We start from the raw sequence: 22,754 nt of genomic DNA on the forward strand, positions 1-22,754 counted from the left end.
GAGGCGAGATCCGCCTCATCCCGCGGACCTGCGCGAACCCGGCTCCGGAAAGTCGAGGATGGGGTCGTTGCGCCAGCGCGGGCGACACTCGGAAACATGGCCCTTCACGATGGCTCCGCGGTGGGCTTCATCGATGCGCAGCCAGGCCTCGACGAGGACGTAAGGCGCGCCCGCTGCTTCGAAGCTGGCCCGGAGAAGGGCGCCGCGATGATCGAACAGCTCGTCCGTCACCATCATGTGCGGGTGCGCTTCCGAGGGGACGCGCCCCGAGAAGCGCTTCGGCCCGCCGATGGCGCCCGTGATGAAGTCCGTCTGTTGCTAGACGAGAAACTCCTTTTCGGCGCCCGCAAAGTAGCGGCCGAGCCATGGGTCGTCGTACACGAGGTCGTAGAAGTGCACGTTCACGCGACGGATCACATCGGGATCGAGCAGCAAGTCATAGGGCTTCACATTCGATCCCATCGGCGCAGCGGCTCGACCCGCTGAAGCCGATGGGGGGTCTGGAGCCACATCGGGATCGGCCCGTTACTTGCGCTCGTAGAGAACCTCGCCACCCACGACCGTCGCATCGATCTTGGCGTCCAGGATCTCGTCATCAGGACAGGCGAGGATGTCCTTCGACAGGATGACGATGTCCGCCAGCTTGCCAGGCTCGAGGGAGCCCTTGAGATCCTCCTCGAAGGCGCCGTAGGCGTTCGAGATCGTGTAGGAGCGCAGCGCCTCCATCCGGGTCATCGACTGCTCGGGGAAGAAGGTGCTCCCGTCGGAGAGCCGCCGGGTCACGCTGGCGTGGTAGCTCGCGATGGGATCGAGATCCTCCACCGGCGCATCCGTGCCGTTCATGACGACGGCGCCCGTATCCAGAAGGTCGCGCCAGAGGTAGGCGCCGCTCTCTGCCCGGTCCGCGCCGAGCCGGCGGTAGACCCAGGGCGCGTCCGAGGTGCAGTGGATGCCCTGCATCGCCGCGATCACGCCGAGCTTGCCGAAGCGCGGAACGTCGTCGGGGTGCAGGTGCTGGGCGTGCTCGACGCGCCAGCGAAGCCCCTTGCGCGCCGCGTCGTCGCCGAAGGCTCGCTCGAAGATGTTGAGCGTCTCGCGGTTCGCGCGATCGCCGATGGCGTGCACACAGAGCTGGAGACCGTGCTGGACGGCCACCTCCGCGCACGCACGGACATCTTCGATCGTGACGGTATTCAGGCCGGAACTCGTCGCGAGGTCCGCGTAGGGTTCCAGGAGCCACGCGCCGTGGGAGCCCAGCGCGCCGTCGATCGAGCGCTTGATCCCGCCGACGGTCAGGTGGTGGTTGCCGTAGCCCGTCACCTTCGCCCCGGGCAGGTTCTCGTTGAGGTCCTCGACCGGCTCACGAAGCGCCAGCCAGAGGCGAACGTCGAGGTCGCCCGCGTCTGCCATGGCGCGCAGCACGCCCAGCTCCGAGAACTTCGCACCGAGGTCCTGGAAGCTCGTCACGCCCTTGCGCAAGCATTCGCCGACGGCCAGTCGCGCCACGCGCCGCGGGTCCGGCTGCCGCGCGCGCAGAAAGGCCTGCCGCAGTAGCCCGGTGGCGGTCTCGCGGAACGCACCGAGGGGCTTGCCCTCGGCGTCATGCACGATCTCGCCGCCCTCCGGATCCGCGGTCTCCGAGTTGATACCGCACAGCTCCATCGCGGCCGCGTTCGCGAAGGACGCGTGTCCGCTCGCGTGGATGAGAACCACCGGGTGATCCGGCGACACCGCCGACAGGGTCCGGTGGTGAGGAAGGCCGTCGACGGCGTCCATCGGCGTCTTGGTCCACTTCTCCTGGTGCCAACCGCGCCCGCGGATCAGCGAGCCCTTCGGCAGCTCCTTCGCCGCCGCTTCCACCTGAGCGACGATCTGGTCCCAGCTCGCTGCCTGGCGCAGGTCGAGCTGCATCGCCGCATCGCCGACGCCGAAAAAATGGCCGTGCCCTTCGATGAAGCCAGGGATCGCCAGCCGGCCGTCGAGCTGGATGACGCGCGTGTCGTCACCGACGAGGCCCGCGATTTCATCGACGGTCCCGATCTGAAGGATCCGATCTCCGTTCACGGCGATCGCTTCGGCCTCAATTCCGGCTTCGTCGACGACGACGACGCGACCGCCGGTCAAGACCAGGGTGGCGACAGCGCCTGGTGCCTCCGCAGCGGCGTCCTGGGAGGGGAGGGCAGCGCCAAGGGCTGCGACGAGAAGAGTGGTGGTCAGCATGGGGATGTCCCTGGGAGACGGTACGAAAGGACTCAAACCGTATCAGGCTGAGCCCGGGCTGTCTCTTTGCGGAGCAGGGACGGAGGAATCCTTTACGAGGCCCCTGGTCGCGTTCAGCGCCGCGCCCGGCGCCGTCGATGTGCCAGGCAGGAGCCTCGTCCCCGGACCCCCGGCCGTCTCATCCACCCAGACCTATGAAAGTCACCGCCACCCGCCGCATGCGCACCACGTCCACCTCGAGGAGCGGCTTCTCGCTCGTCGAACTCGTCATCACGATGACCATCATGACCATCCTCGTCGGAGTGGTCTCCATGCGCGCCTCGGGCATGACCGACAAGGCAAGGGCCGCGAAGATCATCAGTACGGTCGAGAACCTCCGGACGCCCGTGACTCTCTATCAGCAGGACACCAACCAGCTCCCGCGTGAGTACTCCGGCTACCAAGGTGCGACCTATCACCGTCTCTCGCAGGACCCCGGCGTCGCCGGGTGGGATGGCCCCTACATCACGGATCCGATCCGTCGCTCGTGGAACCCGACCGGCGGTCAGGTCCACATCTACAACACGATCCCCGCTGCCTACGCCAACAACAACGGCTTCGACATGGACGGCGACGGGACGACCGACGTGATCGGCAACCAGGGCTGCGTCATGACGTTCTGGACGGTCAGCCTGGAGGTCGCCGAAAAGGTCGACCGCGCCTTCGACGAGGCTCTGCCGGGAACCTGGTCCGACTCGGGCAGGGTCGAGTACCAGGAGGCCAGCCAGCGCCTCACGATCCTCCTCCTCGAGAACTGATCTCCGGCCCCAGGGGAGTCGCTGACTTCACCGATTGCGACCAGCGGCCGCGGCTCCCCGAGGAAGGGGGCCGCGGCCGCTGGTCGTTCGGGTCCGCCATGCGTCACTCGGAGCCGAGAACGCTCAGGAACGCCTTCTGCGGGATCTCGACGTTGCCGACCTGGCGCATCCGGCGCTTACCCGCCTTCTGCTTCTCGAGCAGCTTGCGCTTACGCGAGATGTCGCCGCCGTAGCACTTCGCCGTCACGTCCTTCCGGAGCGCCGCGATGCTCTCGCGGGCGATGATGCGCGAGCCGATCGCGGCCTGGAGCCGCACCTCGAACATGTGCCGGGGAATTTCGGCCCTCAGCTTCTTCAGGATGGCTCGGCCACGCGGGTCGGCGAAGGACTTGTGCACGATCGCGCAGAGCGCGTCGACCTCGTCGCCGTTGACGAGGATCGAGAGCTTCACGAGATCCGCGGGCTCGAAGCCGGTCAGCTCGTAGTTGAGCGTGCCGAAGCCGCGCGTCGCCGACTTCAGCTTGTCGTAGAAGTCGTACATGATCTCCGCCAGCGGGATGTCGTAGATCAGCTGGACGCGGGTGGGTGACAGGTGCTCCTGGCGCACGAAGACCCCGCGGTGGTCGTTGGAGATCGTCATCGTGACGCCGATGTAGTCAGACGGGACGATCATGGCGACGCGAACGATCGGCTCGAGCACCTGGTCGAACTTGTCCGGTGAGGGAAGAGCGCCCGGCGAGCTGATCATCTTCTCGGATCCATCCGGGAAGGTGATCTTGTAGGTCACGGAAGGCGCCGTCTGGATCATGTCCAGGTCGTGCTCGCGCTCCAGTCGCTGCTGGATGATCTCCATGTGCAGCAGGCCCAGGAAGCCGCAGCGATACCCGAAGCCCAGTGCCTCGGAGGTCACGGCCTCGTAGGAGAACGACGAATCGGAGAGCGACAGCGTGTCGAGCGCATCGCGCATCGTCACGTAGTCCTTGGGGTTCGTCGGGTAGAAGTCCGCGAACACCATATGCCGCGGCTCCTTGTAGCCGGGCAACATCTCGGGCGTAGGGCCTCGCTCCAGCGTCAACGTGTCGCCGATCCGCACGTCGCCGAGCGTCTTGATGTTCGACACGAAGTAGCCGACCTCACCCACGGAGAGCTGATCCCGCGAGATCATCTTCGGGCTGAACACGCCGATGTCGACCGCCTCGAACTTCTTGTCCGTGCCGATCATGAGCACGCGGTCCTTCTTGCGCAGCGTTCCGTCGAAGACACGGAGGTAGACGATGACGCCGCGGTACTCGTCGTAGACCGCGTCGAAGATCAGCGCGCGCAGCTGTGCATTCGGGTCGCCTTTCGGCGCAGGGAACGCGTCGACGATGCGGTCGAGCACTTCCGGCACGCCGAGGCCCGTCTTGGCGGAGATCCGCGCCGCGTCGGTGGCCTCGATCGCGAGGCTGTTCTCGATCTCCTCGGCGATCTCCTCGGGGCGAGCGTGCCCGAGATCGACCTTGTTCAACACCGTCAAGATCTCGAGGTTCGCTTCGATGGCGAGGTACGCGTTGGCGACGGTTTGCGCCTCGACGCCCTGACTGGCGTCGACGAGCAGGATCGCGCCCTCGCAGGCCTGCATCGACTTCTCGACCTCGTAGTTGAAGTCGACGTGCCCGGGCGTGTCGATCAGGTTGAAGACGTAGTCCTGGCCGTCCTTGCGGTGGACGACGGTGACCGCGTGGGCCTTGATCGTGATGCCGCGCTCGCGCTCCAGCTCCATGTCGTCGAGAAGCTGCTCCTTCATCTCGCGCTTCTGCACGGTGCCGGTCAATTCGAGCATGCGATCTGCCAGCGTCGACTTGCCATGGTCGATGTGAGCGATGATCGAGAAGTTGCGGATGTACTTGGGATCCACGTGCGGGTGCGGGCGGTGATGCCAGCGCTTGGGGTCAGGAGTCTTGGGGGAGCCGGGCCAGTAACAAGTCGGCCAATGCTGGCTCCAGTGCCCGGAGAGCGCGGCCGCGGTGGCTGACGGAGGCTTTCTCTTCGGCCCTGAGGCGTGCGAAGACCATCCCCGTAACCGGAAAGCCGGGCTCGGTGAACCGGAAGAGCGGATCGTATCCGAATCCGCCCTCGCCCTGCGCCTCCCGAAGGATCTCCCCGAAAGTACGTCCTTCGGTCTCGTACGCGATTTCGCCCGAGTCTGGCCTCGCCAGAGCCAGGGCGCAGACGAAAGAGGCTCCTCGGTCCTCATCCGGGACCGCCGAGAGTTCCTTCAGCAGGCGAGCGTTGTTCGCCTCGTCGTCACCGTGGACGCCCGCGTACCTCGCGGAATAGACCCCTGGGGCACCATCCAGTGCGTCCACGGTCAGTCCGGAATCGTCCGCCAGGGTCCACAGCCCGGCGTAGCGCGCGCCAGCGGAGGCCTTCTTCGCCGCGTTCGCGGCGAAGGTCTCGCCGTCCTCTTCCACGTCCGGCAACCCCCCGATGTCCGTGGGGGAGAGCACCTGGACACCCAGGGGTGCGGTGATACTGCGCAGTTCGGCGAGCTTCTTCTGATTGCCCGAGGCGAGGAGCAGCTTCGTCAGGTGGCCAGCAATAGGTTTCATCAGGCGGGAAGTGGCCCGGCCAGGGCTGCTTTCTGGATCTCGAAGATCTCCTCGATCCCGGCCTGGCCCAGATCGAGGAGCTGGTTCAGCTCCGCGCGGTTGAACGGGGCCGCCTCGGCCGCTCCCTGGATCTCGACGAACTCGCCGGTGCCGGTCATGACGAGGTTCATGTCGCTCTCGGCCTTGCTGTCTTCCTGGTAGCAGAGGTCGACCATCGGCGTCTTCTGGACGACGCCCACGGAGACCGCGCCGAGCTGGGTCGTGAGCGGCCACTTCTTGAGGAGCCTCTTCTCGTCCATCGTCGTGAGCGCGTCGTGGAGCGCGACGTACGCACCGCTGATGGCGGTCGTGCGGGTGCCGCCGTCGGCCTGGATGACGTCGCAGTCGATCCAGATCGTTCGCTCCGTCAGGGCTTTCATATCGACCACGGCCCGGAGCGCGCGACCGATGAGCCGCTGGATCTCCACGCCGCGCCCGTCGACGCGGCCACCCCGGTCGCGCTGCTTCCGCTCATGGGTCGAGCTCGGGAGCATCGAGTATTCGGCCGTGATCCAGCCCTTACCGGTGCCCTTGAGGAAGCGCGGCACCCCGTCCTGGACGATGGCGGTGCAGAGGACCTGGGTCTCGCCGAAGGAGGCGAGCACGGAGCCCTCGGCGCGCTTCGTGAAGCGGCGCTGGAACGTAACCGGGCGAAGTTGGTCGGGGCTGCGGCCGTCGCTTCGTTGCATGGGGCTGGGTCTCGGGCTGGGGATCTGGCGGATGCTGGCGGGGTTTGGGGGCGAGCAGCTTAGTCGCTGGAGGGCGTCCTCGGGTACCGTATTGGGCGATGGATACGGCGAAGATCAGACTCCTCTGGACCTGTGCAGCGGTGGCCCTGGCCACGGGGCTCGGCTCCTGTGGCGGCGGCGATGGGGCTGCCCCTGCCCCCGAAGGCCGAGGCTCCAGCGCACAGGTCAGTCGTACTCCCGAGCGCGACCTGGCACTGGTCGTCTTCCCGGGCCCCAGGGGGGGCGAGGCGCAGGCGAACGCGGTCCAGGCGGCGCGCGAGGAGTCCGCGTCGAACAGCCCGGTTCTCGTCGATGCCAGCGCCGTTCCCCCGGTCGGCGGCGCGACCGCGTTCTTCCAGCTCGAAGGCGACTACCGTCAGTGTGGCCGCATGCTCCCCGGCGTCGAGTACTCGCTTGCGTGGCGGTTCGCGCCCCCAGCGTCCACGCGCTCCGAAGGCAGCGTCATCTCCCTCGACGTGGCGGCGATCGGCGCCGCTGAGTCCGCAAGGCTGGCCATCGAGCTGGACACCGGCTCGGCCGCCGTCCAGCGCATCGACCTCGCATCGGGCTGGTCGACGATCGTCCTCCCGGTGGACGCGGACGTTCGCCTCGACCAGATCGTACTCCGCGTCGCGAAGGGCGGCGCCGGAGAGATCCTCGTCGGGAACGCGCGGGTCCGCGAACTTGGAGGACCGACGCCTCCGACCGTGCTCTTCGTCACTTTCGATACGAGCCGCGCGGACCACTTCTCTGCCATCCGGCCTGATTCCGTGTCGCGGACGCCCCATTTCGATCGGATCGCGTCCGAGGGGGTCCTTTACACCAACTGCTACTCGGCGACCAACGTCACGAATCCATCGCACGTCTCGCTGATGACCGGGGTTTCCCCGCGCGACAGCAAGATCGTGGACAACCACACGCCGCTTCATCATTCGGCGACGACCCTCGCGGAGTCCTTCGAGGCGGCGGGCTACCAGACCTATGCGGTCCTCAGCGCTTTTCACCTCGGCCATGAGCTGAGCGGTCTGGGCCAGGGCTTTCAGCGCCTCGACACGACGCCCGACTTCGCGCGCCCGGGGGAGGAGACTCTTCGCGTCGCCAGGGACTGGATCGAGGACGCGGCCGGTTCGCCCCTGTTTCTCTGGGTCCACCTGTTCGATCCCCATGCGCCCTATCGCCTGCCGGACTCGAAGCTTCGCCAGCTCCTGGAGGGACGTCCCGATCCCTACGCCGGGGAATCGCACATCCGGGCTCCCCTGCGCGTCGAGCCCGCCTGGGTGAAGAACGCCGGGTTCAAGGACCCCGCCTTCGTCACGGCTCTGTACGGCGGTGGGGTCGAGTACCTCGACGATCTTTTCGGGCAGCTTCTGGAGAACGATCGCTTCGACGCCGCCACCGTGGTCGTGACGGCCGACCACGGCGAAGGCCTGGGCGAGCGCGACGTCTGGTGGGATCACTCGGGCGCGTTCTATCCGATGCTGCACGTTCCGCTGGCCATTCGAGACGCCGAGGTCGAGCCAGGGACCGTCGTCACCGAGCCCGTAGAGAACCGCGGGATCGCCCGTCGCCTGCTGGAATTGCTCGAACTGCCCGCTGCCGGGATCGAAGGTCCTGAGATCCCTCTCGCCCCCGGCGTCGTGCCAGCGGAGCGCGATCGCTTCGCGATGGCGGCCCACGGAGGCTCGGCCTCGTACTCCAGGGGCGACTGGCTACTGGAGATGTTCCTGCGCGAGCGCGACGTCGATTCCTCGGGCCGTATCCACGCGCTCGGAAGCTGCTACCTCTATGACACGAAGCTCGATCCGGGCTGCCGCAAGAACCTCGTGGCCGTCGAGTACGAGCGAGCAAAGGAGATGCGCGCCCGGCTCATCGAATGGGTGGAGGCCGCCGAGATCACCGGCATGAACCCGATGAACCATGACGTCGATCCCAGGGTGCTGGAGAAGCTGGCGTCCATGGGGTATTCCGAAGGGCCGGAGCAGATGGCGTCCTGGTGGGCGCCGGAGTTTCACGGCGCCCCCAAGGAAGGCGCCGACGGAAAGAGCTCGGAAGGAGAGGCCGCGGTCCCGTGGGTGGAAAGCCCCTGGAACCTGGGGTTCACCGAGCCGAACGGTCGCGAGCTGCTCGAGGCAGCGGTCGCTGCCGAGGGCGGGAAGTAGCGGATTCGACTCCGCCGTCGAGCCCGACCCGGGCTTGCTCAGGCTCTCAGCCCGCCACGAGCGCTGGCTTCGCTTTCGCGGAAGTTGCGCTCTTCGCCACTCCGACCCCCTGCGCCGTCGCCTCGACTTCGCCTTCGGCCCACCACAGGAAGTTGAGCTCGGCGAGGTAGGCCTTGAGTCGCGCCACGATCGCGTCGGCCAGCTCGAACCCCTCCGGGCCCGCACGCTCCAGATCGCCGAGATCGATGCGGCTGAGTTCCTCGGCGAACGCCTCGGCCCGGGCGCGGTCGGGCAGCGTCCGGACGAGCATCTCCTCCTTCGCGGCGACGGAATGCTGGCTGAGATGCCGCCACGACGGATGGGTCAGGGCTTCAGGATGCTTCGCGAAGAAGCGCACGTAGGCGGAGCTCACGGTGCGGCTGCGGTGCCGGAGGTCCTGGAAGGTAAGGATGTGCTCGTGCTCGGCGCGCGCCAGCGGCGCATACACCACGCGCGTTCCGCACTCCTTCTCGAGGCGGTAGGCGAGGTCCGTGTCCTCGCAGCCGTAGTGCCGGAACGACTCGTCGAAGAGGCCGACACGGCGTACGTCCTCGAGGCTGACGCTCACGTTGCACGTCCAGAATCGGTTCCAATCGTGGAGCCGGTTCGGGTCGAGGCCCTGGTAGCAGAATACGAGCGTCGTCTCCTCGATGACGCGCATCAGCGCGTTGTCGAGCGCGGCGCGCGGCTGCTCGAAGGTGCCGAGGACAGCTCGATTCGGACCGTACTTCGCGTGAGCTGCGAGGTGCTGCGCCACGAGCTCGGGCGACGCGATCGTGTCGTCGTTGACCAGGAGGACGTACTCACCGCGCGCTTCCCGCAGGCCGGTGTTCCGAGCCGCGGCGAGACCGCCGTTCTCGCGGTGCAAGATGCGCAGCGGAACCTTCGCTTCCCAGCGATCGAGCGCTTCCTTCGTCCCGTCCGTGGCGCCGTCGTTCACGACGAGGATCTCGTAGCGACCGACCGCCGTCTGGTTCTCGAACGAGGCGAGACAGCGCAGGAGGGTCTCCTTGCGCTGGTAGGTGCAGATCAGCACGGACAGCTCCGGTGCGTCGACCTCCTGCACCGAGGTCGGCTCGGGCTGGACGGCGATGGCGGGCGCATCGGTCGCGCCCGCTCGCTGGCAGAGTTCCTCGAACGTGCGCCCCACGGACGCCGCCACGGGCCTCGTGCTCGCGCTGCGCTGGAAGCGGCGCTCGGGGAAGTCGGCGGCGACGGGTGCTCCGACGAACGCCTCGAGCTTCGCCACGCCTTCCGGCGTGAAGAGCTGATCGAAGTGCAGGAAGAGCCACTCGCCTTCCTCGCTGTGAACGTCCAGGATCTGACGGTACATCGCATCCCAGATCTCGACGGCGCGCTCGAAGTCGACCCCGACGCCCGCGAGGTAGTCCTCGGTCTCCACCTCCTTGACGATGCTCGCGGCGCTGGCGCTAGGCTCGCGGAAGATGCATACGTACTTCGCGTCCGGCATGGACGGCCGCCATGCGGGCAGCGTGTAGCAGAATCGCGGGTCCTTGTAGGCGAACGGGCCCTTCTTTGAGAGGGCTTCGATGCGATGGCGGATTCCCGGGCTGACCTCGAGGTCGAGCGGCTCGGGCGCGTAGGCGAGCCAGTGCTGCATACTGCGCAGCGGCGCTTCGTTGGTGACGGCCGTCGACAGAAGGTACTCGTTGATGCCGTTGATCTCTGCCGTTTCGAAGAACCCCTTGGGGTTCGCGGGGCGCGGCTCGTAGGGTCGATCTCCGACGTTCCAGCCGGCGTCCGCGAGCATACCGGTCACCATGCTCGTGCCGCTGCGTCCGCAGCCCATGATGAGCACGTTCGCGCGCTGGTGGCCGTCCGTCGGGGTCGTGCGCGCGGGTGTCCTGGCTGGCTCGATCTCATGGGCGGGCAGCCGGTCAGCCGCGGACGGGGTGGGTTCGCTCCCTGGCTGGCCGAGCCAGGTCGGGGGCGGGCTGTTCACGTCAGGGAGCGCGAAGTAGAGCTGGGCCTCCGTCGCCTGTCCGAGCTGCGGCAGCACGACCTTCGAGTAGTCGAAGAGCGGCGATCCGAGGGCGGAGGGGCTCCACTTCTCCAGGAACGCCTTCCAGTTCTGGTGCAGCCACTGCGCGTGCCGGGCTTCCTTCGCGGGACCGTCGTAGTGGGCGTGGTACACGAACGTGTCCTGGGCGACGCGGTTGCGGTAGCCCGCGAGCCGGATGCGCAGGGCCAGGTCGTCGTCCTCGAAACCCCACGGCGAGAAGCTCTCGTCGTAGCCGCCGAGGCGCTGCATCACGTCGCTCCGCACCAGCACCGCGAGGGAGGTGAAGAGCGTCGCATCGTCGCCCTTGCGGAATGCCGCGGCGGCATGGTCGGACGCGAACGCGTTGATCGACGGCTGATCCGACGGGCCCTCGTAGGGCACTACCTGGAGCTTCGACGCGCGGTTCGCGCAGAGAGCGATCGAGCCGACGTCGGGGCTTCCCGCTCCGTGGTAAAGAGCGCGCTCCATCCAGCCTTCCGGGACGACGACGTCGTTGTCGAAGAAGGCGATCCAGTCGGTGCCAGGCTGAACCAGGCGCAGGCCCTGGTTGCGAGCGCGCGGCGCGCCGTGGTTCGCTTCGTTGAGAACGAGCTGTACGTCCGGCTGGTCCCTCAGCCACTCGGCGCTCCCGTCGTTCGAGCCATTGTCGACCACGATCAGGCTCAGAGGGAAGCGCGGATCGCTGGCGGCTCGCAGGGACTCGACGCATCGCCGCGTGTTGGCGAGCGCGTTGTAGGAAACGATGATCGCGGCGACGGAGGTCCCTGGTGTGGCTCCTGCTTCGAGGGCCGCGATCGGGTCGATCCCGGTCAGGTCCTGGTAGATCCCCGCCATGCAGTAGGGCGCCGAGTGCTGGTCGAGCCCCGCTTCGATCTCGCGGAGTAGCTCGTCGGGAATCGCCCGTCCCGCGAGGCTCGATTCGATCTCCTCGAGCTTCTCGAAGAACGCCTCGGCGGGGGCCAGGCCAGCCTGGATCCCCTGCATGAGCTGCTTCTTGAGTTCCTTCGTGTCGCTGGGAAACGGCGTCAGGCCGAGCGCCTCAGCGGTGTGCTTGGTGCGGAGGCGGTGCTGGTAGATTCCGAGCTGAAAGGCGCGCGCGGCGTATCCCCGGGGCGTCAGCACGTGGTCGTGGTGGGCGACGCAGCGCTCGTCGTAGAGGACGCTCCAGCCTGCTTTCTGGAGTCGGAAGCCGATCTCGACGTCCTCGCAGATGGCCCGATCGAAGTTCTCCTCGTCGAAGCCACCGACTTCGAAGAGCGCCGTGATGGGGAGACTGATGTTGCACGTCCAGAAGTAGGTCCACGGATGGCGCTGGCCGTGCTGGAGCGACGTGAAGGCGAAGAGCCTGTCCGTGGCGTCCAGCACCTGCACGAGGGGACTCCTGAGGGCTTCCTCGGTGAAGTGGAACGTGCCGAGCACGGCGGTCTTACCCGTGGCGCTGGCATGCGCGGCGAGGTGGCGCTCGATCAGGTCGCTCGCGGGTACGGCGTCGTCGTTGAGGATCAGCACCAGGGGAGCCGCCACCTGGGCGAGGCCCGCGTTCCGTGCCGCCGCGGGCCCGGCGTTCTTGCGCTGGAGCACGGTGCAGGCAAAGCCCAGCTCGCGCACGTCGATCGCGACCGGAGGATCGCCGCCATCGTCGATCAGGATCAGCTCGAACGAATCCATCGGGACCGTCTGGGCCGCGAGACGAGCGAGAAGTGCCCTCACGCGGTCGGGTCTCCCGTGGGTCGGGACGAGGACGGAGATCAGCGGAGTCTTGGGGGCCGTGCGGTTGGAATCCATGGCAGTGAGGGGGCCTCCGGACGCGGTATGCGTCCGGCTCGACACCGATCTGCCATCGAGACGATCCACCGAGGGCTTGAGGAATACCCGGCAGAACCCGCCCGCAAGTGGAAACTTCTTCTCGCCGGTCTCGTGGTCTGGAACAGAGCTCTGTTGCCAGTGTGGGGTCCTGGGGGGGTGCTGAGGGAGGGATGCGCCTCAGTCGCCTGACTGACGGGGGGGCAGAAGGGGCTGCTCACGGCCCATGACTCTCCGCGTGTCACCGACTTTGCTGAAGACTCAATCATTCAGGCGAGCGCCGCTCATCCTGGTCGTTGCCCCGGTCCTCCGGGCTCGCCGTGGCCGTCCGTAACGAACGAACGTGCGCCATCGAGACTCTCCGGTAGCTCCCGGCGGCCGCGTCGAAGATTCTCAGGGATCCATCGGCAGTCAGGCCATCGAAACGTCCCTCCACCCGCGTCTGCGCCACGTCCACGACCACGCCTTTCCCGCGCTGGACGCAGCGTTCGTAGAAGTCGTCGTAGAGGGAAGCGACGTTCTCTAGCGCCTGGTCGACGCGTACTTCCAGCGCGGCGAGCAGAAGGAGTTCGACGGCTTCCAGGGTCACGGCGGTTCCGAGTGACTCCAGGCTGATCACGGGGCGGTCGCGGTCCAGGCTCTCCGACGGTACCGTGCCCATGACGTTCATCCCGATGCCGAGCACGAAGATGGCGGTCCCACCCGGTCGCAGGCCGCGCGACTCCGCGAGGACTCCTGCCAGCTTGGCGCCTCGGTCGGAAACGAGATCGTTCGGCCAGTCCAGGTCCACGCTGGCGCCGAATCGTGACGCCGCGTCGTGGGCGGCGAGAGCCCCTGCGAGGGTCCAGAGCCCCGGCGGCGGGATCGTCGGTGACTCCAGGATCACGCTCAGGTAGAGCCCGCCCTCCTGGCTCGCCCAGCGGCGACCGCGGGTGCCGCGTCCGGTGAGTTGAGCGTTCGCGATGAACACGTCCCCGTGGCGGCCGTCGCCGCGCTCGAGGGCGTCGAACGCGCGGTCACTGGTGGAGTCCACGATTCCGTATCGAAAGCAGCGCCATCGCATGGTTCATGGCGGGTCAGCGATCCGACGGCTTGTCGCCTGCTGGCGCGGAACTTCCCGCGGCGGGCGAGGCCTCGGCTTCACTCTTCTCACCGACGCTCTTCACCTCCGGCGGCCAGATCGTCGCGGCGTCCGCGATCGGGATGCCGTAGCCGATCGTGTAGACAGCGGTGCGGTCCGGTCCCGCCTGAACGCTCACGACCACACCCACCACGCGGCCGTCCGAGTCCGTGATCGGCCCGCCGCTGTTTCCCGGATGGACGCCCGCGTCGACCTGCATCTGCCCGCCCACGTTCCTCGAGAGGATGCCGCGGAACGTCGAGGCGATCACCGTCTCACCCTCTTGCACGGCCATGTGTCCGAGCGGAAACCCGAAGAGGTAGATGTCGCTTCCCGGAACCGGCGGCGCCGTGTCCGTCTGGAAGCCTTCCAGCGTGGGCATGCCTTCGAAGGGCTCGATCTTCACGAGCGCGAGGTCGATGTCACCCGGCGCCACCGCGTAGACCTTGGCCGGGTGGCGGGTGGAGTCGCCCGAGAAGACGACGTTGAGTTCGACCACCTGTTCGATGGCATCGGGGCGAGACAGATCTCGGAGTAGCTCGGTGTCAGGGGAAGAGATCACGTGTGCGTTCGTGATGATCCAGCCCTCGGCGTCGACGCAGAAACCCGAGCCGGTCGACTCGAGTCCGAACTCCTCGCCTCGGCCGCTGTAGTTCGGCAGGACGGTGCGTCCGGCGCCGCTTCCCTGGCTCTCCAGGTGCAGCGTGATACCGTTCTTGCGATTGAGCAGCGTGACGCGGTTCTCGATCAAAACGACGCTGCTTCGAACGCGGCCGACTCCGGAAAGTCGAGCCTGGGCCAGGTTTACCGGATCGAAGAGATCGACGCGTCGACGGGCCACCGTGAGATCCTCTCGAGTTTGGTCGATCTCTTCCCGCGCCTCTTCCAGGTCGCGTTCGACCCGTTCCAGGACGTCCCGCGAGGCCCCTGTCGTCTCGAGTCCTGCGATGCGCGCGACCAGGGCTTGCTCGTCCCTGGAGCGCTCCTCGAGCGTCGCCTCCAGTTCGGCTGTTCGCTCCGCCAGGCTGGCTTCCAGCCGCGCGATCTCCTCTCGGCGCCGGGTCTCCGCGTCGATCGCTTCGGTCGCGCGCGCTCGTTCGCGCGCTTCGAGCGCCGCGATCTGAGCGGCAGCGCCCCGGATCTCATCCTCGTAGGCGAGGTCGCGCGTCTCCTGCTCTTCGCGCGTCGTGTTGCGGTCCCAGATGACGAAGCCAATCGCTGCCACCACGACGGCGCCGAGCAAGGCCGCCAGCCGCAGGGTTCGCCGCGTGCTGCGCTCGACGATCTTCTCGACCTCTCGCGCGTCGCTGTCGCGCATCCCGTCCGCCTTGACGAACACGGTCTCCTCGAGCGAGCGCCCGCCCACGACGAGGAACTTCGGACCGACGCTCCCGAGGCGCACCTGGTCGCCGAGCTCCAGCCTTTGCTCGCCGTCGATCGCGTGGCCGCCGACGAGCACACCGTTCTTCGAGCCCAGGTCGACGACCCACATCACGCCATGGCGGAGTTCGAACCGTGCGTGGTGGCTGGAGACCGACGGGAAGCCGCCGCCGGACAGCGCGACGTCGTTGTCGGCTTCGCGCCCGACGGTCAAGCTGGCCTCCACGCCCTCCGGGATCGCCCGGCCGGATCCCGACGATCGTCGCAGATCGATGGGGGCCGGGAAGCCGGGAACATCGACGGGCTTGAGGCGCAGGGCGGCCTGGGGTGCGAACGGGTCTTTCATGCCTGGAACCCAAGCTTGCGAAGTTCGGTCGCCGATCGCGATAGACTCGGGGGCCGTTTCATTCATCTCTCCTCTTTTTGGCGCTCTCGATGTCGTTCTCTCCGTCGTTCCTACCGGCCATCGCTGGCCTTTCCTTCGCCATCGTCGCCCAGGCCGCCGCGAATCCAGCGGCGGCCTGCCAGTCACCTGTGCTGCGACCGATGGTGCCGATTCGGTTCGGCGACGATGCGGCGAACGAGTGGACGACTCCGTTCTTCGAAGGCGCCGAGTACGATCCCGCGGTCACCGACCCGGAGGAACTCTTCGGTCAGCCGATCGGCAGCAGGCTCGCCAGCCACGCGGAGATCCTCACGATGCTGCGCGCCATGGCGGCGACGTCGGACCGCGTGAAGCTGTCTTCCTACGGGCGCACGTTCGAAGGCCGCGAACTCGTCACCGTGACGATCACGTCGCCCGCGAATCACGCGCGCATGGACGAGATCCGCGAGAACGCTCGCCTCCTCTTCGATCCTCGCCTCGCGAGCGCCGAGGTCGTGGATGGCCTCGCCGAGGGCCAGCCCGGCGTCGCGTGGATGGGCTACGGAATCCACGGGGACGAGACCTCTGCGTCGGAAGCCGCCGTTCCGTTCGTCTATCACCTCGCCGCCAGCACCGACGACTCGGTGGTGGCCGCGCTCGAACGCGTGGTCGTGGTGCTCGATCCCTGCCTCAACCCGGATGGTCGCGAGCGCATTCGCTCGATGGTCGAGCAGAGCGCCGGCTACCGCGCCAACCTCGACGATGGAGCGATGCAGCGCGGACGCTGGCCCGGGGGCCGCGGCAACCACTACCTCTTCGACATGAACCGCGACTGGATGGCCGGCGAGGCCCCGGAGACGCGCGGGCGCTGGGCGCGACTCCTGGAGCTTCCGCCGCAGCTGTTCGTCGATGCACACGAGATGAGCGGGCTCGACACGTTCCTGTTCTATCCCCAGGCTTCGCCTCGCAACGGCTATCTACCCGAGCGACTGAACCACTGGCAGAGCCTGCTCGCGGCGGATGCGGCGCGTGTGTTCGATGCGTTCGGCTGGGGCTACTACACGCGCGAGTGGGCGGATGCGCTCTATCCTGGCTATTCGGACGCGTGGGGGAGCCTGACGGGTGCCATCGGCATGCTGTACGAGCAGGGCCGCACGATCGGCGCGCCGCTCCAGCGCGAGTCCGGCGAGATCGTGTCGTACCGCGAAACGGTGCATGGTCAGATCGCGGCGAGCCTCTCGAACCTCATGACGTTCGCGCAGAACAAGGAAGCCATCCTCGGGGACTACGTGGCGCACCGGCGCCTGGCGATGGACCCCGAGTCGAAGCTCGGCCGCCGCGCGTTCGCCGTCGTACCATCGCGCGACGTGACCCGTGACGCGCGCTTTCTCCGCGCGCTTCTGGGGCAGGGCATCGAGGTGCAGCGCGCCGATGCTGCCTTCGAGGCAAAGTACGTCGAAGGCGCGCTCGGCGAGCGAGACGACACGCTCGAGTTCCCCGCGGGCACCTGGATCGTTCCCGCTGCGCAGCCCCAGGGGGCGCTGGTTCGTGCCTACCTCGATTTCGACCAGCGGCTCGACGAGGAGTTCCTCGCGAAGGAGCGCGCGTCGATCGAACGTGGCCAGGGATCGAAGATCTATGACGTGACCGGCTGGGATCTGGGACGACAGTTCGGGGTCCAGGGGTTCTGGATCGATGCGCCAGGCGTCGCCGCCACCGCGGCCGGGCCACTGGTGGCGCCCTCGGGGCCCGTCGGGGACCTCGCGTCTGCGTACGCCTGGGTGGCGGATGGCGACGACAGCCGTTCGCTGGCGTTCGCGGCGCGCGCGATGGAACTCGGCGCCCAGGTACACGTTTCCGACGAGGACTTCCGCGCCCGCGGTGGCTCGGGCGCCCTGGCGCTACCGCGCGGTAGTTTCCTGCTTCGCCGCCACGAGAACGAAGCGGGCATCGAGGCGATCGTGGCGCAGGCCGCGCAAGAGAGCGGCGCGGTCGTCCATGGCGTCAGCACCGGTCGATCCGCGGACGAAGGACCCGACCTCGGCGGCGGGCACTTCCAGCTCCTCCGTCGGCCGCGGGTGGCGCTGTTCTCCAATACGCCCGTTTCGCGGACGGACTTCGGGCACGTCTGGTCGTATCTCGATCAGGACCTCGGCGTGCCCGTCACGCTCGTGGATGCCCAGGGCGATCGGAGGGTCGACCTCGACCGGTACAACGTGCTCATCGCGCCTCCGGGCCTGGGTTCCATTCTCGCGGAGCGAAAGGACGCGCTCGTCGACTGGGTTCGCGGCGGCGGCACGCTCATCGTGATCGGCTCGACGGCGGCCGCGGTGGCCAAGGAAGACTCGGGCCTTTCGGAGAACCGGCGACGCCGGGACGTGCTGGAGGAGCTGGACGGATACGGTTGGCGCGCCGAGCGCGAGCGGAAGGCTTACGAAATCGCTATTGATATGGTGAATCTCTATGGAGGGGCTGTCGACGCTGCGGACGCGACGGCGCCCCAGCAGGACTCGGCCCCTGGCCAGGCCCCTGGCGCTGCCCCGGCCCCGGAGTCCGGGACGCCCGACGCGGAGGGACCGAAAGCCGCATCCCCGGCCGCCGAAACTCTCGATGAATGGCGTCGGCAGTTCTCGCCCGAGGGCGTGATCCTGCGGGCCCGCATGGATCCCGCCGCCTGGATCACGGCGGGCGTGGGGGCTCACGGCGACGAAGAGGATCAGCCGCTGGACCTCGCCGTCCCATTTGCGGGACACACGGTGCTCATGCCGGCCGTCCGTCCGGCACTGCGTCTCGCGTCCGCGAGCGAACTTCGCCTGGCCGGGCTACTCTGGCCAGAGGCGCGGGTTCGAATCGCGGACTCTGCCTGGCTCACCGTCGAGCCCCTCGGTCGCGGCCAGGTAATTTCTTTTGCAGCATCCCCCGTATTCAGGGGTTCTTGGAGGGGTACGAGTCGTTTGTTCGGAAACGCGGTGCTCATCGGCCCCGGAATGACCGACTGACATGGCCGAGGGCGACCCGGATCGACCTCGAACGAGTTCTCTTCGGCAGGAACTCCTTTTCCATCCCGTCCCCACCCCTTGCCCGACCCGGCCACCATCGTGACGCACGACATTCCCCGCTCTGTCCAGGACGCTGCCAGCGTTCTTCTGCGGGCCTGCCTCTCGGCGGCTCGCAACGACACTGCGGTGGCCGCGTCGTTGCGGACGCTGACGACGTATCTGCACGCGGAACTCGGTGCAGGGACCGATTCGGGCGGGTCGGGTGGAGGCGCGCAGCATCCGTCGGCTCGCGCGACCGCAGGCGAAGGGGCCGGTGCTCACACCGTGCTCACGCCACCGGGGCGGCCCCGTGACGGGGAAGGCGCGAGGACCGGCAGCGACGGCAAGGGGCGCCAGGATGGGCGCATCGCCGAGCCGCTCGCCGTCGTCGTGACGCGCGCCCGCTGGAAAGCGGCCGCCTGTCGATTGGCCCTCCAGCGCCGCGAGAACCAGCAAGCACCCGAGGAGGAGCGGCCAGCCCTGGAGGCCCAGGCTGCTTCGCGTGAGAAGTCGCTCCGAAGTCGACTCGGTGCGCTCCCGGATACGAGCGCCTGGATGCTGGACTTCCCCTTCGGCAAGCGAGTGACGGAGCCGGATGCGTTCGAAGTCGACGCCGCCACGGCGGCGAAGCTCGAGAACATCGCGGACTGCTACGAAACCGTCGCGACCGGCGCGGAGATCGCGCGGGACCTCGACGAGTCCGGTGCGTTCCGTGGAGGGCCGCCGCCTGCCTTTCTCTACCTGCTCGCCGAAGCTCAGTCGGCTCTACTCCACAGTCTCCAGGAAGCTCCGACTCGCACCGATAGCGACCAGCGCGACGTTTTCCTCTGGTTGAAGGATCAGACGACCCGCTACCGGATCTACGTCGATCGGCACATGCGACTGGACGATCCCGCGGACGTGACGGGCTCTTCCGGGCTTCAGGAGCGCATGCGTCGCTCCGCGCGCGACGCGATGGAGGAGCGCAATGCCCGGCGTGAGCGCGGCCAGATCCTTTCCAAGATTCGTTACCACGTCGGCAAGATCGTCGCCGATCAGGCGCCGCTTCACAGCGAAGTGGACTCGCTTCGTCAGGCGCTGGAGCGCTGGTCCGAGGCCGGCAACGCGGTCACGGACAAGGGGGTGCTCGACGCTCTGAGGCCGCTGCGGCCCCACGCCTCGAAGCTCAAGGACTCCGGGACCAAGGAAGAGGTGTACGAACTGCTGGCAGAATCAGGCATGGCCCCCGTCGATGGCGACCCTTTGGACGGGACCCGCGATCACGTGGTGACCCCCACCCGCAGCGGTGGTGCCGCGGCGACGAAGTCTGATGGCCCGGGACAGCAAGAGGGGGACCACCAGGATCCCGCGAAGGTGGAGCACCTGCTCGAGGAGATGCGCCAGCTCCTCGCCGGGAAGCACGTCGTCCTCTGCTGTGAGCCGACGGCCGAAGCGGATACGTCAGGCCTCCTGGAGGGCCTCGGCGCAGAGACGCTGACGCGGCTCGAAATCGAGGTCGAAGCCGATGCAGTCGAGCGCTGGGCGAAGCTTGACGGCATCCTCGATGCGGAAGGGGCGGATCTGATCCTGCTCGGGGTTCGGCTCCCGGCGGCGGAGTATCAGCGCTTCAAGGAGGCCTGCCTGGAGCGTCACAGGCCGTTCGTGCGCTTGCCGGGCGCGTTCACAGCGGCCGCCATCGCGCATCAGATTTCGCGCCAGGTCGGCTGGCGACTTCGGACGCAGGGAACCAGCAAGGATCGCTGACTCCCGGCGCCTCTGCGCCTTCGCGCCGGGTCGATTTCTCGCCTGTGGGACGCGGATCCCGGGCTGGGTCAGCGATCAGGGTTCCTCCTGGGAACGGCGAAGGTCTGGCCCGCTGGAAGGCCGATGCCATGGGAGCTTGCTCGTAGGAAGGTCAGCCCGGCCGGGCCAGCCGTTCCTCCTGAGCAGCGCGACCCATGCAGCGCCGCTCCGTCCATCCTCGCTTCCAGCCTCGGAAGCCTCGAATCGCGTCACTCGTCCTCGCGATGGCCGGGATTGCGTGCCTGGCATCGTGTAGCGCCACGTCCGTCCGCTCTGTCGTCGACGTGGTGCCCGCCAACCTCTCGTATTCCTTCGAGCAGCGGACGCCGCCCGAGAGCCTGCCGACGGCCGAGGCCCCATCCGAGAGGCGGTCGCCGGACCATGGGGTGGCTGGAAGGGAGCTGAACAGTGACGTTCCCGCGGGGACGGGATGGAGCCTCCATCGCCAGCCTGAGGACCCATTCGATTCCGGTCCGGGTTCCCTGACCGCCCTGGGGAGCGGCCGGGCCCAGCTCGATCCAGAGCTCGGGCCCCTGGACCTGGGGTATCCGCTCCTCGTCGACCTGGGCGCTGGCGAGGCTCCTTACGACGATGGCGTGCGGACGATCCATGGCGTCGAGCTGACGCGCGGTGGGTTCTCCGACGCTCTGCTTCAGGCATGCTGGCGGGAGAGGCTGACGAACGCCTCGAAGCTTCACGCCACGGTCGCCGTCTCCAGGCTCCAGGACCTCGGGATGCTGGACGGCCTCGGCGATATGCGCTTCGCCTGGGTCGTTTTCGGCTGGACGACTTCGTTCTGAGCGTCGAAATCTCTTCCTGGGCCTCGGGGTGAAGTCCTAGGTTCTTTCGTCAAGGCCCGGCTCAAGGGAGGTCGACGTGGAGAGAGAGACGCCATTCCGCCGCAGGGCAGGGGGCGACACGACCATGAAGCTCCCTATCTTTTCTCCGGAGAACCGATCGACGTACCGGGTGTCCATCCCCGAGGGCCAGGGGATGCTCTGGGTCGGACTCAGCGCCGGACCGGTGAAAGTTCGCATGGACGATGTCAGTTCCCGTGGCTGCGGGTTCACGCTCGGCGCGGAGGAGGCTGCGGGGCTGGCCGAGGGCAGCGAACTCGTGCTGAGGATGAAGATCGGCGACCCGAAGGCGCCACAGCTCTTCATTCGCTCGGAGATTCGTTCACTCCGCTCGGAGGGGGAGCTCGTGCACATCGGCGCTCTGTTCAAGGAGTGCGACCGCCTGTATCAGCAGCTGGATGTCTCGCAGTGGCGCTACTTCAACCGGCGAGGGGCCTTCCGCGTCCCACCGGTCAATCATCGAGGGGAGCCGCTCCGGGCGAGCTTCTACGCCAAGGGATCCGAAGAGCGCGTTCGCTTCACGGTGAACGATCTCTCCTCGTCAGGACTCGCCATCCGCCTCTCCGGCAGTCAGGAGTACCAGCTGTCGGAAACCCAGTGCGTCCGCTCGACCTTCGAGCTGCCCGGTGTCCCCGACCCGCTGGATCTCCAGCTTCGCTTCATCCATCGAACCTTCATCAAGGGCGTCGAGAGAATCGGTTTCATGATCGACATGCGGGCCACTGCCGTCGCCGAGGTCCAGTCGGAGACGATCCTGCGCTACGTCATGGAGCGTCAGAGCCAGCTTCTCCGTGGTTGAGGACCCGAAAGATCTTCCCAGCGGGTCGACAGACAAGCGAGGGCAGCCGCCACCGTTCCGTCGCGCTCTGAGACCTGTTCGTTCGATTTCCTCGAGGCCCCTTGAGTCTCTCCCGATCCAGCGTCGAACCGACCTTGGGGTCTCGCTGGCCAACGTCCCGAAAACCGGCGACCCGATCCAACCATGTTGAAACCACAGGAGCTTGTTCGAGACCGGCTGAAGGAGATCGAGCGCGCGTTCACGGCCTTCGAGCGCGGCGACCGCAATCGGCTCTACGATACGCGCGACTCGCTGCTCGGGCTCACCAGCGCGATCGAGGGGAGCGATGTCAGCGACCTTGGCCCGCTGTCGGAGATCGCCAGCCGTCTGCTCGGCCTCGTCATCATGGAAGGCGGGCTGACCGAGAGTCGCTCCGTGCAGGTGGTGCGCGAACTCCTTGGCTTCATCGAGGCCCAGGTGATGGAGGCGCAGCCCAACGAAGCGCCCGGCGGCGTGTTCCACATCGTCAATTCCGAGAAGGTGGGCGACATGCTGGTTCGGAAGGGACTCATCAGCCCGGACCATGTTCACAAGGCGCTGCTTCTCCAGCGAGTGAGCAAAGGGCGCCGCCTCGGCCAGGTGCTCGTCGCGATGAACGCGATCGATCAGCGAACGCTGGACGAGGTCTTGGAGGCTCAGAAGGCAGAGACGCGGCGTGAAGAGACGCGTCGCGGGTCGGCTGGCCCACAGTCACAGTTCGGCAAGAGATCCATTCCCCTGGCGCCCCTGCCGCAATTGCCGGGTCTGTCGACCGGAGCTCCGCTTCCGCCGATGCCCCAGGTCCAGGAGGGGACCCACGAAGAGCCGCCAGGCGGCGCCGGGGGGGCCCCTGGCATCCCACTGGCCCCGCTGCCTGCCCGGGAGCCCGGGCTGAACGCGCCGGGTCTCTCCGCGCCTCACATGAACGATCACCAACCCTTGCCCAGGCAAGGCCTCAACTGGCTCGACGGGAAGTAGGTCGGCCGGTAGCGAAGTC

Annotated in this window: 16 protein-coding genes; 7 read left to right on the top strand and 9 right to left on the bottom strand. The window is 67.4% G+C overall.

The window, feature by feature from the left end:
* Positions 1 to 15: 15 nt before the first annotated feature.
* The 3 genes from Poly30_RS04785 to Poly30_RS04790 form a co-directional block, all read right to left on the bottom strand.
* A complete protein-coding gene (locus tag Poly30_RS04785; RefSeq protein ID WP_145194885.1) occupies positions 16 to 237 on the bottom strand; it encodes a globin family protein in 222 nt (73 codons plus the stop codon).
* Between the two features lie 81 nt (positions 238 to 318).
* A complete protein-coding gene (locus Poly30_RS28125; protein WP_419190965.1) occupies positions 319 to 450 on the bottom strand; it encodes a hypothetical protein in 132 nt (43 codons plus the stop codon).
* A 75-nt stretch (positions 451 to 525) separates the two neighbouring features.
* Positions 526 to 2,220: an amidohydrolase gene (locus Poly30_RS04790; RefSeq protein WP_145194886.1), complete on the bottom strand. Its 1,695-nt coding sequence runs from the start codon at positions 2,218 to 2,220 to the stop codon at positions 526 to 528.
* 194 nt (positions 2,221 to 2,414) lie between these two features.
* Between Poly30_RS04790 and Poly30_RS04795 the strand changes: the two genes are divergently transcribed.
* A complete protein-coding gene (locus tag Poly30_RS04795) occupies positions 2,415 to 3,017 on the top strand; it encodes a type II secretion system protein (protein WP_419190966.1) in 603 nt (200 codons plus the stop codon).
* A 103-nt stretch (positions 3,018 to 3,120) separates the two neighbouring features.
* On the opposite strand, the gene lepA is transcribed toward Poly30_RS04795, so the two are convergent.
* The 3 genes from lepA to rph are packed head-to-tail and all read right to left on the bottom strand — an operon-like array spanning position 3,121 to position 6,336.
* Positions 3,121 to 4,914 carry a translation elongation factor 4 gene (lepA, locus tag Poly30_RS04800; protein WP_145194888.1) on the bottom strand — a complete coding sequence of 598 codons (1,794 nt, stop codon included), beginning with the start codon at positions 4,912 to 4,914 and terminating at the stop codon, positions 3,121 to 3,123.
* A gap of 34 nt (positions 4,915 to 4,948) precedes the next feature.
* Entirely contained in the window at positions 4,949 to 5,608 is a 660-nt protein-coding gene (gene rdgB, locus Poly30_RS04805; protein WP_145194889.1) for an RdgB/HAM1 family non-canonical purine NTP pyrophosphatase, read from the bottom strand.
* The gene (gene rph / locus Poly30_RS04810; RefSeq protein ID WP_145194890.1) at positions 5,608 to 6,336 is read right to left on the bottom strand and encodes a ribonuclease PH; all 729 of its coding nucleotides are present in this window, start codon (positions 6,334 to 6,336) and stop codon (positions 5,608 to 5,610) included. Before rph ends, rdgB begins: the two co-directional genes overlap by 1 nt.
* A gap of 98 nt (positions 6,337 to 6,434) precedes the next feature.
* Here rph and Poly30_RS04815 point away from each other — a divergent pair, with 98 nt between their 5' ends.
* Positions 6,435 to 8,534 (top strand): sulfatase, encoded by a 2,100-nt coding sequence (locus tag Poly30_RS04815; RefSeq protein ID WP_145194891.1) that lies wholly within the window; start codon positions 6,435 to 6,437, stop codon positions 8,532 to 8,534.
* A gap of 46 nt (positions 8,535 to 8,580) precedes the next feature.
* Here Poly30_RS04815 and Poly30_RS04820 read toward each other — a convergent pair whose 3' ends face one another.
* From Poly30_RS04820 to Poly30_RS04830, 3 genes are all read right to left on the bottom strand, one after another.
* A complete protein-coding gene (locus Poly30_RS04820) occupies positions 8,581 to 12,381 on the bottom strand; it encodes a glycosyltransferase (protein WP_145194892.1) in 3,801 nt (1,266 codons plus the stop codon).
* Positions 12,382 to 12,664: 283 nt separating this feature from the next.
* Positions 12,665 to 13,432, bottom strand: coding sequence for a biotin--[acetyl-CoA-carboxylase] ligase (locus tag Poly30_RS04825; protein WP_419190968.1), 768 nt, complete (start codon positions 13,430 to 13,432; stop codon positions 12,665 to 12,667).
* 43 nt (positions 13,433 to 13,475) lie between these two features.
* Entirely contained in the window at positions 13,476 to 15,245 is a 1,770-nt protein-coding gene (locus Poly30_RS04830; RefSeq protein ID WP_419190969.1) for a trypsin-like peptidase domain-containing protein, read from the bottom strand.
* Positions 15,246 to 15,334: 89 nt separating this feature from the next.
* On the opposite strand from Poly30_RS04830, the gene Poly30_RS04835 reads away from it, so the two are divergent.
* The 5 genes from Poly30_RS04835 to Poly30_RS04855 all read left to right on the top strand — a co-directional run bounded on the left by Poly30_RS04835 (position 15,335) and on the right by Poly30_RS04855 (position 22,735).
* Positions 15,335 to 18,262: a M14 family metallopeptidase gene (locus tag Poly30_RS04835; protein WP_145194895.1), complete on the top strand. Its 2,928-nt coding sequence runs from the start codon at positions 15,335 to 15,337 to the stop codon at positions 18,260 to 18,262.
* 99 nt (positions 18,263 to 18,361) lie between these two features.
* The gene (locus Poly30_RS04840) at positions 18,362 to 20,044 is read left to right on the top strand and encodes a hypothetical protein (protein WP_145194896.1); all 1,683 of its coding nucleotides are present in this window, start codon (positions 18,362 to 18,364) and stop codon (positions 20,042 to 20,044) included.
* Between the two features lie 194 nt (positions 20,045 to 20,238).
* Positions 20,239 to 20,883 carry a hypothetical protein gene (locus Poly30_RS04845; protein WP_145194897.1) on the top strand — a complete coding sequence of 215 codons (645 nt, stop codon included), beginning with the start codon at positions 20,239 to 20,241 and terminating at the stop codon, positions 20,881 to 20,883.
* Between the two features lie 124 nt (positions 20,884 to 21,007).
* Positions 21,008 to 21,739 carry a PilZ domain-containing protein gene (locus tag Poly30_RS04850; protein ID WP_145194898.1) on the top strand — a complete coding sequence of 244 codons (732 nt, stop codon included), beginning with the start codon at positions 21,008 to 21,010 and terminating at the stop codon, positions 21,737 to 21,739.
* 183 nt (positions 21,740 to 21,922) lie between these two features.
* Positions 21,923 to 22,735 carry a cyclic di-GMP-binding domain-containing protein, MshE-related gene (locus Poly30_RS04855; protein ID WP_145194899.1) on the top strand — a complete coding sequence of 271 codons (813 nt, stop codon included), beginning with the start codon at positions 21,923 to 21,925 and terminating at the stop codon, positions 22,733 to 22,735.
* Positions 22,736 to 22,754: the final 19 nt, after the last annotated feature.

Origin of the sequence: Saltatorellus ferox (assembly GCA_007751475.1) — a bacterium.
Taxonomy (GTDB): Bacteria; Planctomycetota; UBA1135; order UBA1135.

Coding starts and splice junctions, on each gene's coding strand:
- Poly30_RS04785 (WP_145194885.1), bottom strand. CDS start 237: ATGATGGTGACGGACGAGCTGTTCGATCATCGCGGCGCCCTTCTCCGG.
- Poly30_RS04790 (WP_145194886.1), bottom strand. CDS start 2,220: ATGCTGACCACCACTCTTCTCGTCGCAGCCCTTGGCGCTGCCCTCCCC.
- Poly30_RS04795 (WP_419190966.1), top strand. CDS start 2,415: ATGAAAGTCACCGCCACCCGCCGCATGCGCACCACGTCCACCTCGAGG.
- rdgB (WP_145194889.1), bottom strand. CDS start 5,608: ATGAAACCTATTGCTGGCCACCTGACGAAGCTGCTCCTCGCCTCGGGC.
- rph (WP_145194890.1), bottom strand. CDS start 6,336: ATGCAACGAAGCGACGGCCGCAGCCCCGACCAACTTCGCCCGGTTACG.
- Poly30_RS04815 (WP_145194891.1), top strand. CDS start 6,435: ATGGATACGGCGAAGATCAGACTCCTCTGGACCTGTGCAGCGGTGGCC.
- Poly30_RS04820 (WP_145194892.1), bottom strand. CDS start 12,381: ATGGATTCCAACCGCACGGCCCCCAAGACTCCGCTGATCTCCGTCCTC.
- Poly30_RS04830 (WP_419190969.1), bottom strand. CDS start 15,245: ATGAAAGACCCGTTCGCACCCCAGGCCGCCCTGCGCCTCAAGCCCGTC.
- Poly30_RS04835 (WP_145194895.1), top strand. CDS start 15,335: ATGTCGTTCTCTCCGTCGTTCCTACCGGCCATCGCTGGCCTTTCCTTC.
- Poly30_RS04845 (WP_145194897.1), top strand. CDS start 20,239: ATGCAGCGCCGCTCCGTCCATCCTCGCTTCCAGCCTCGGAAGCCTCGA.
- Poly30_RS04850 (WP_145194898.1), top strand. CDS start 21,008: ATGAAGCTCCCTATCTTTTCTCCGGAGAACCGATCGACGTACCGGGTG.
- Poly30_RS04855 (WP_145194899.1), top strand. CDS start 21,923: ATGTTGAAACCACAGGAGCTTGTTCGAGACCGGCTGAAGGAGATCGAG.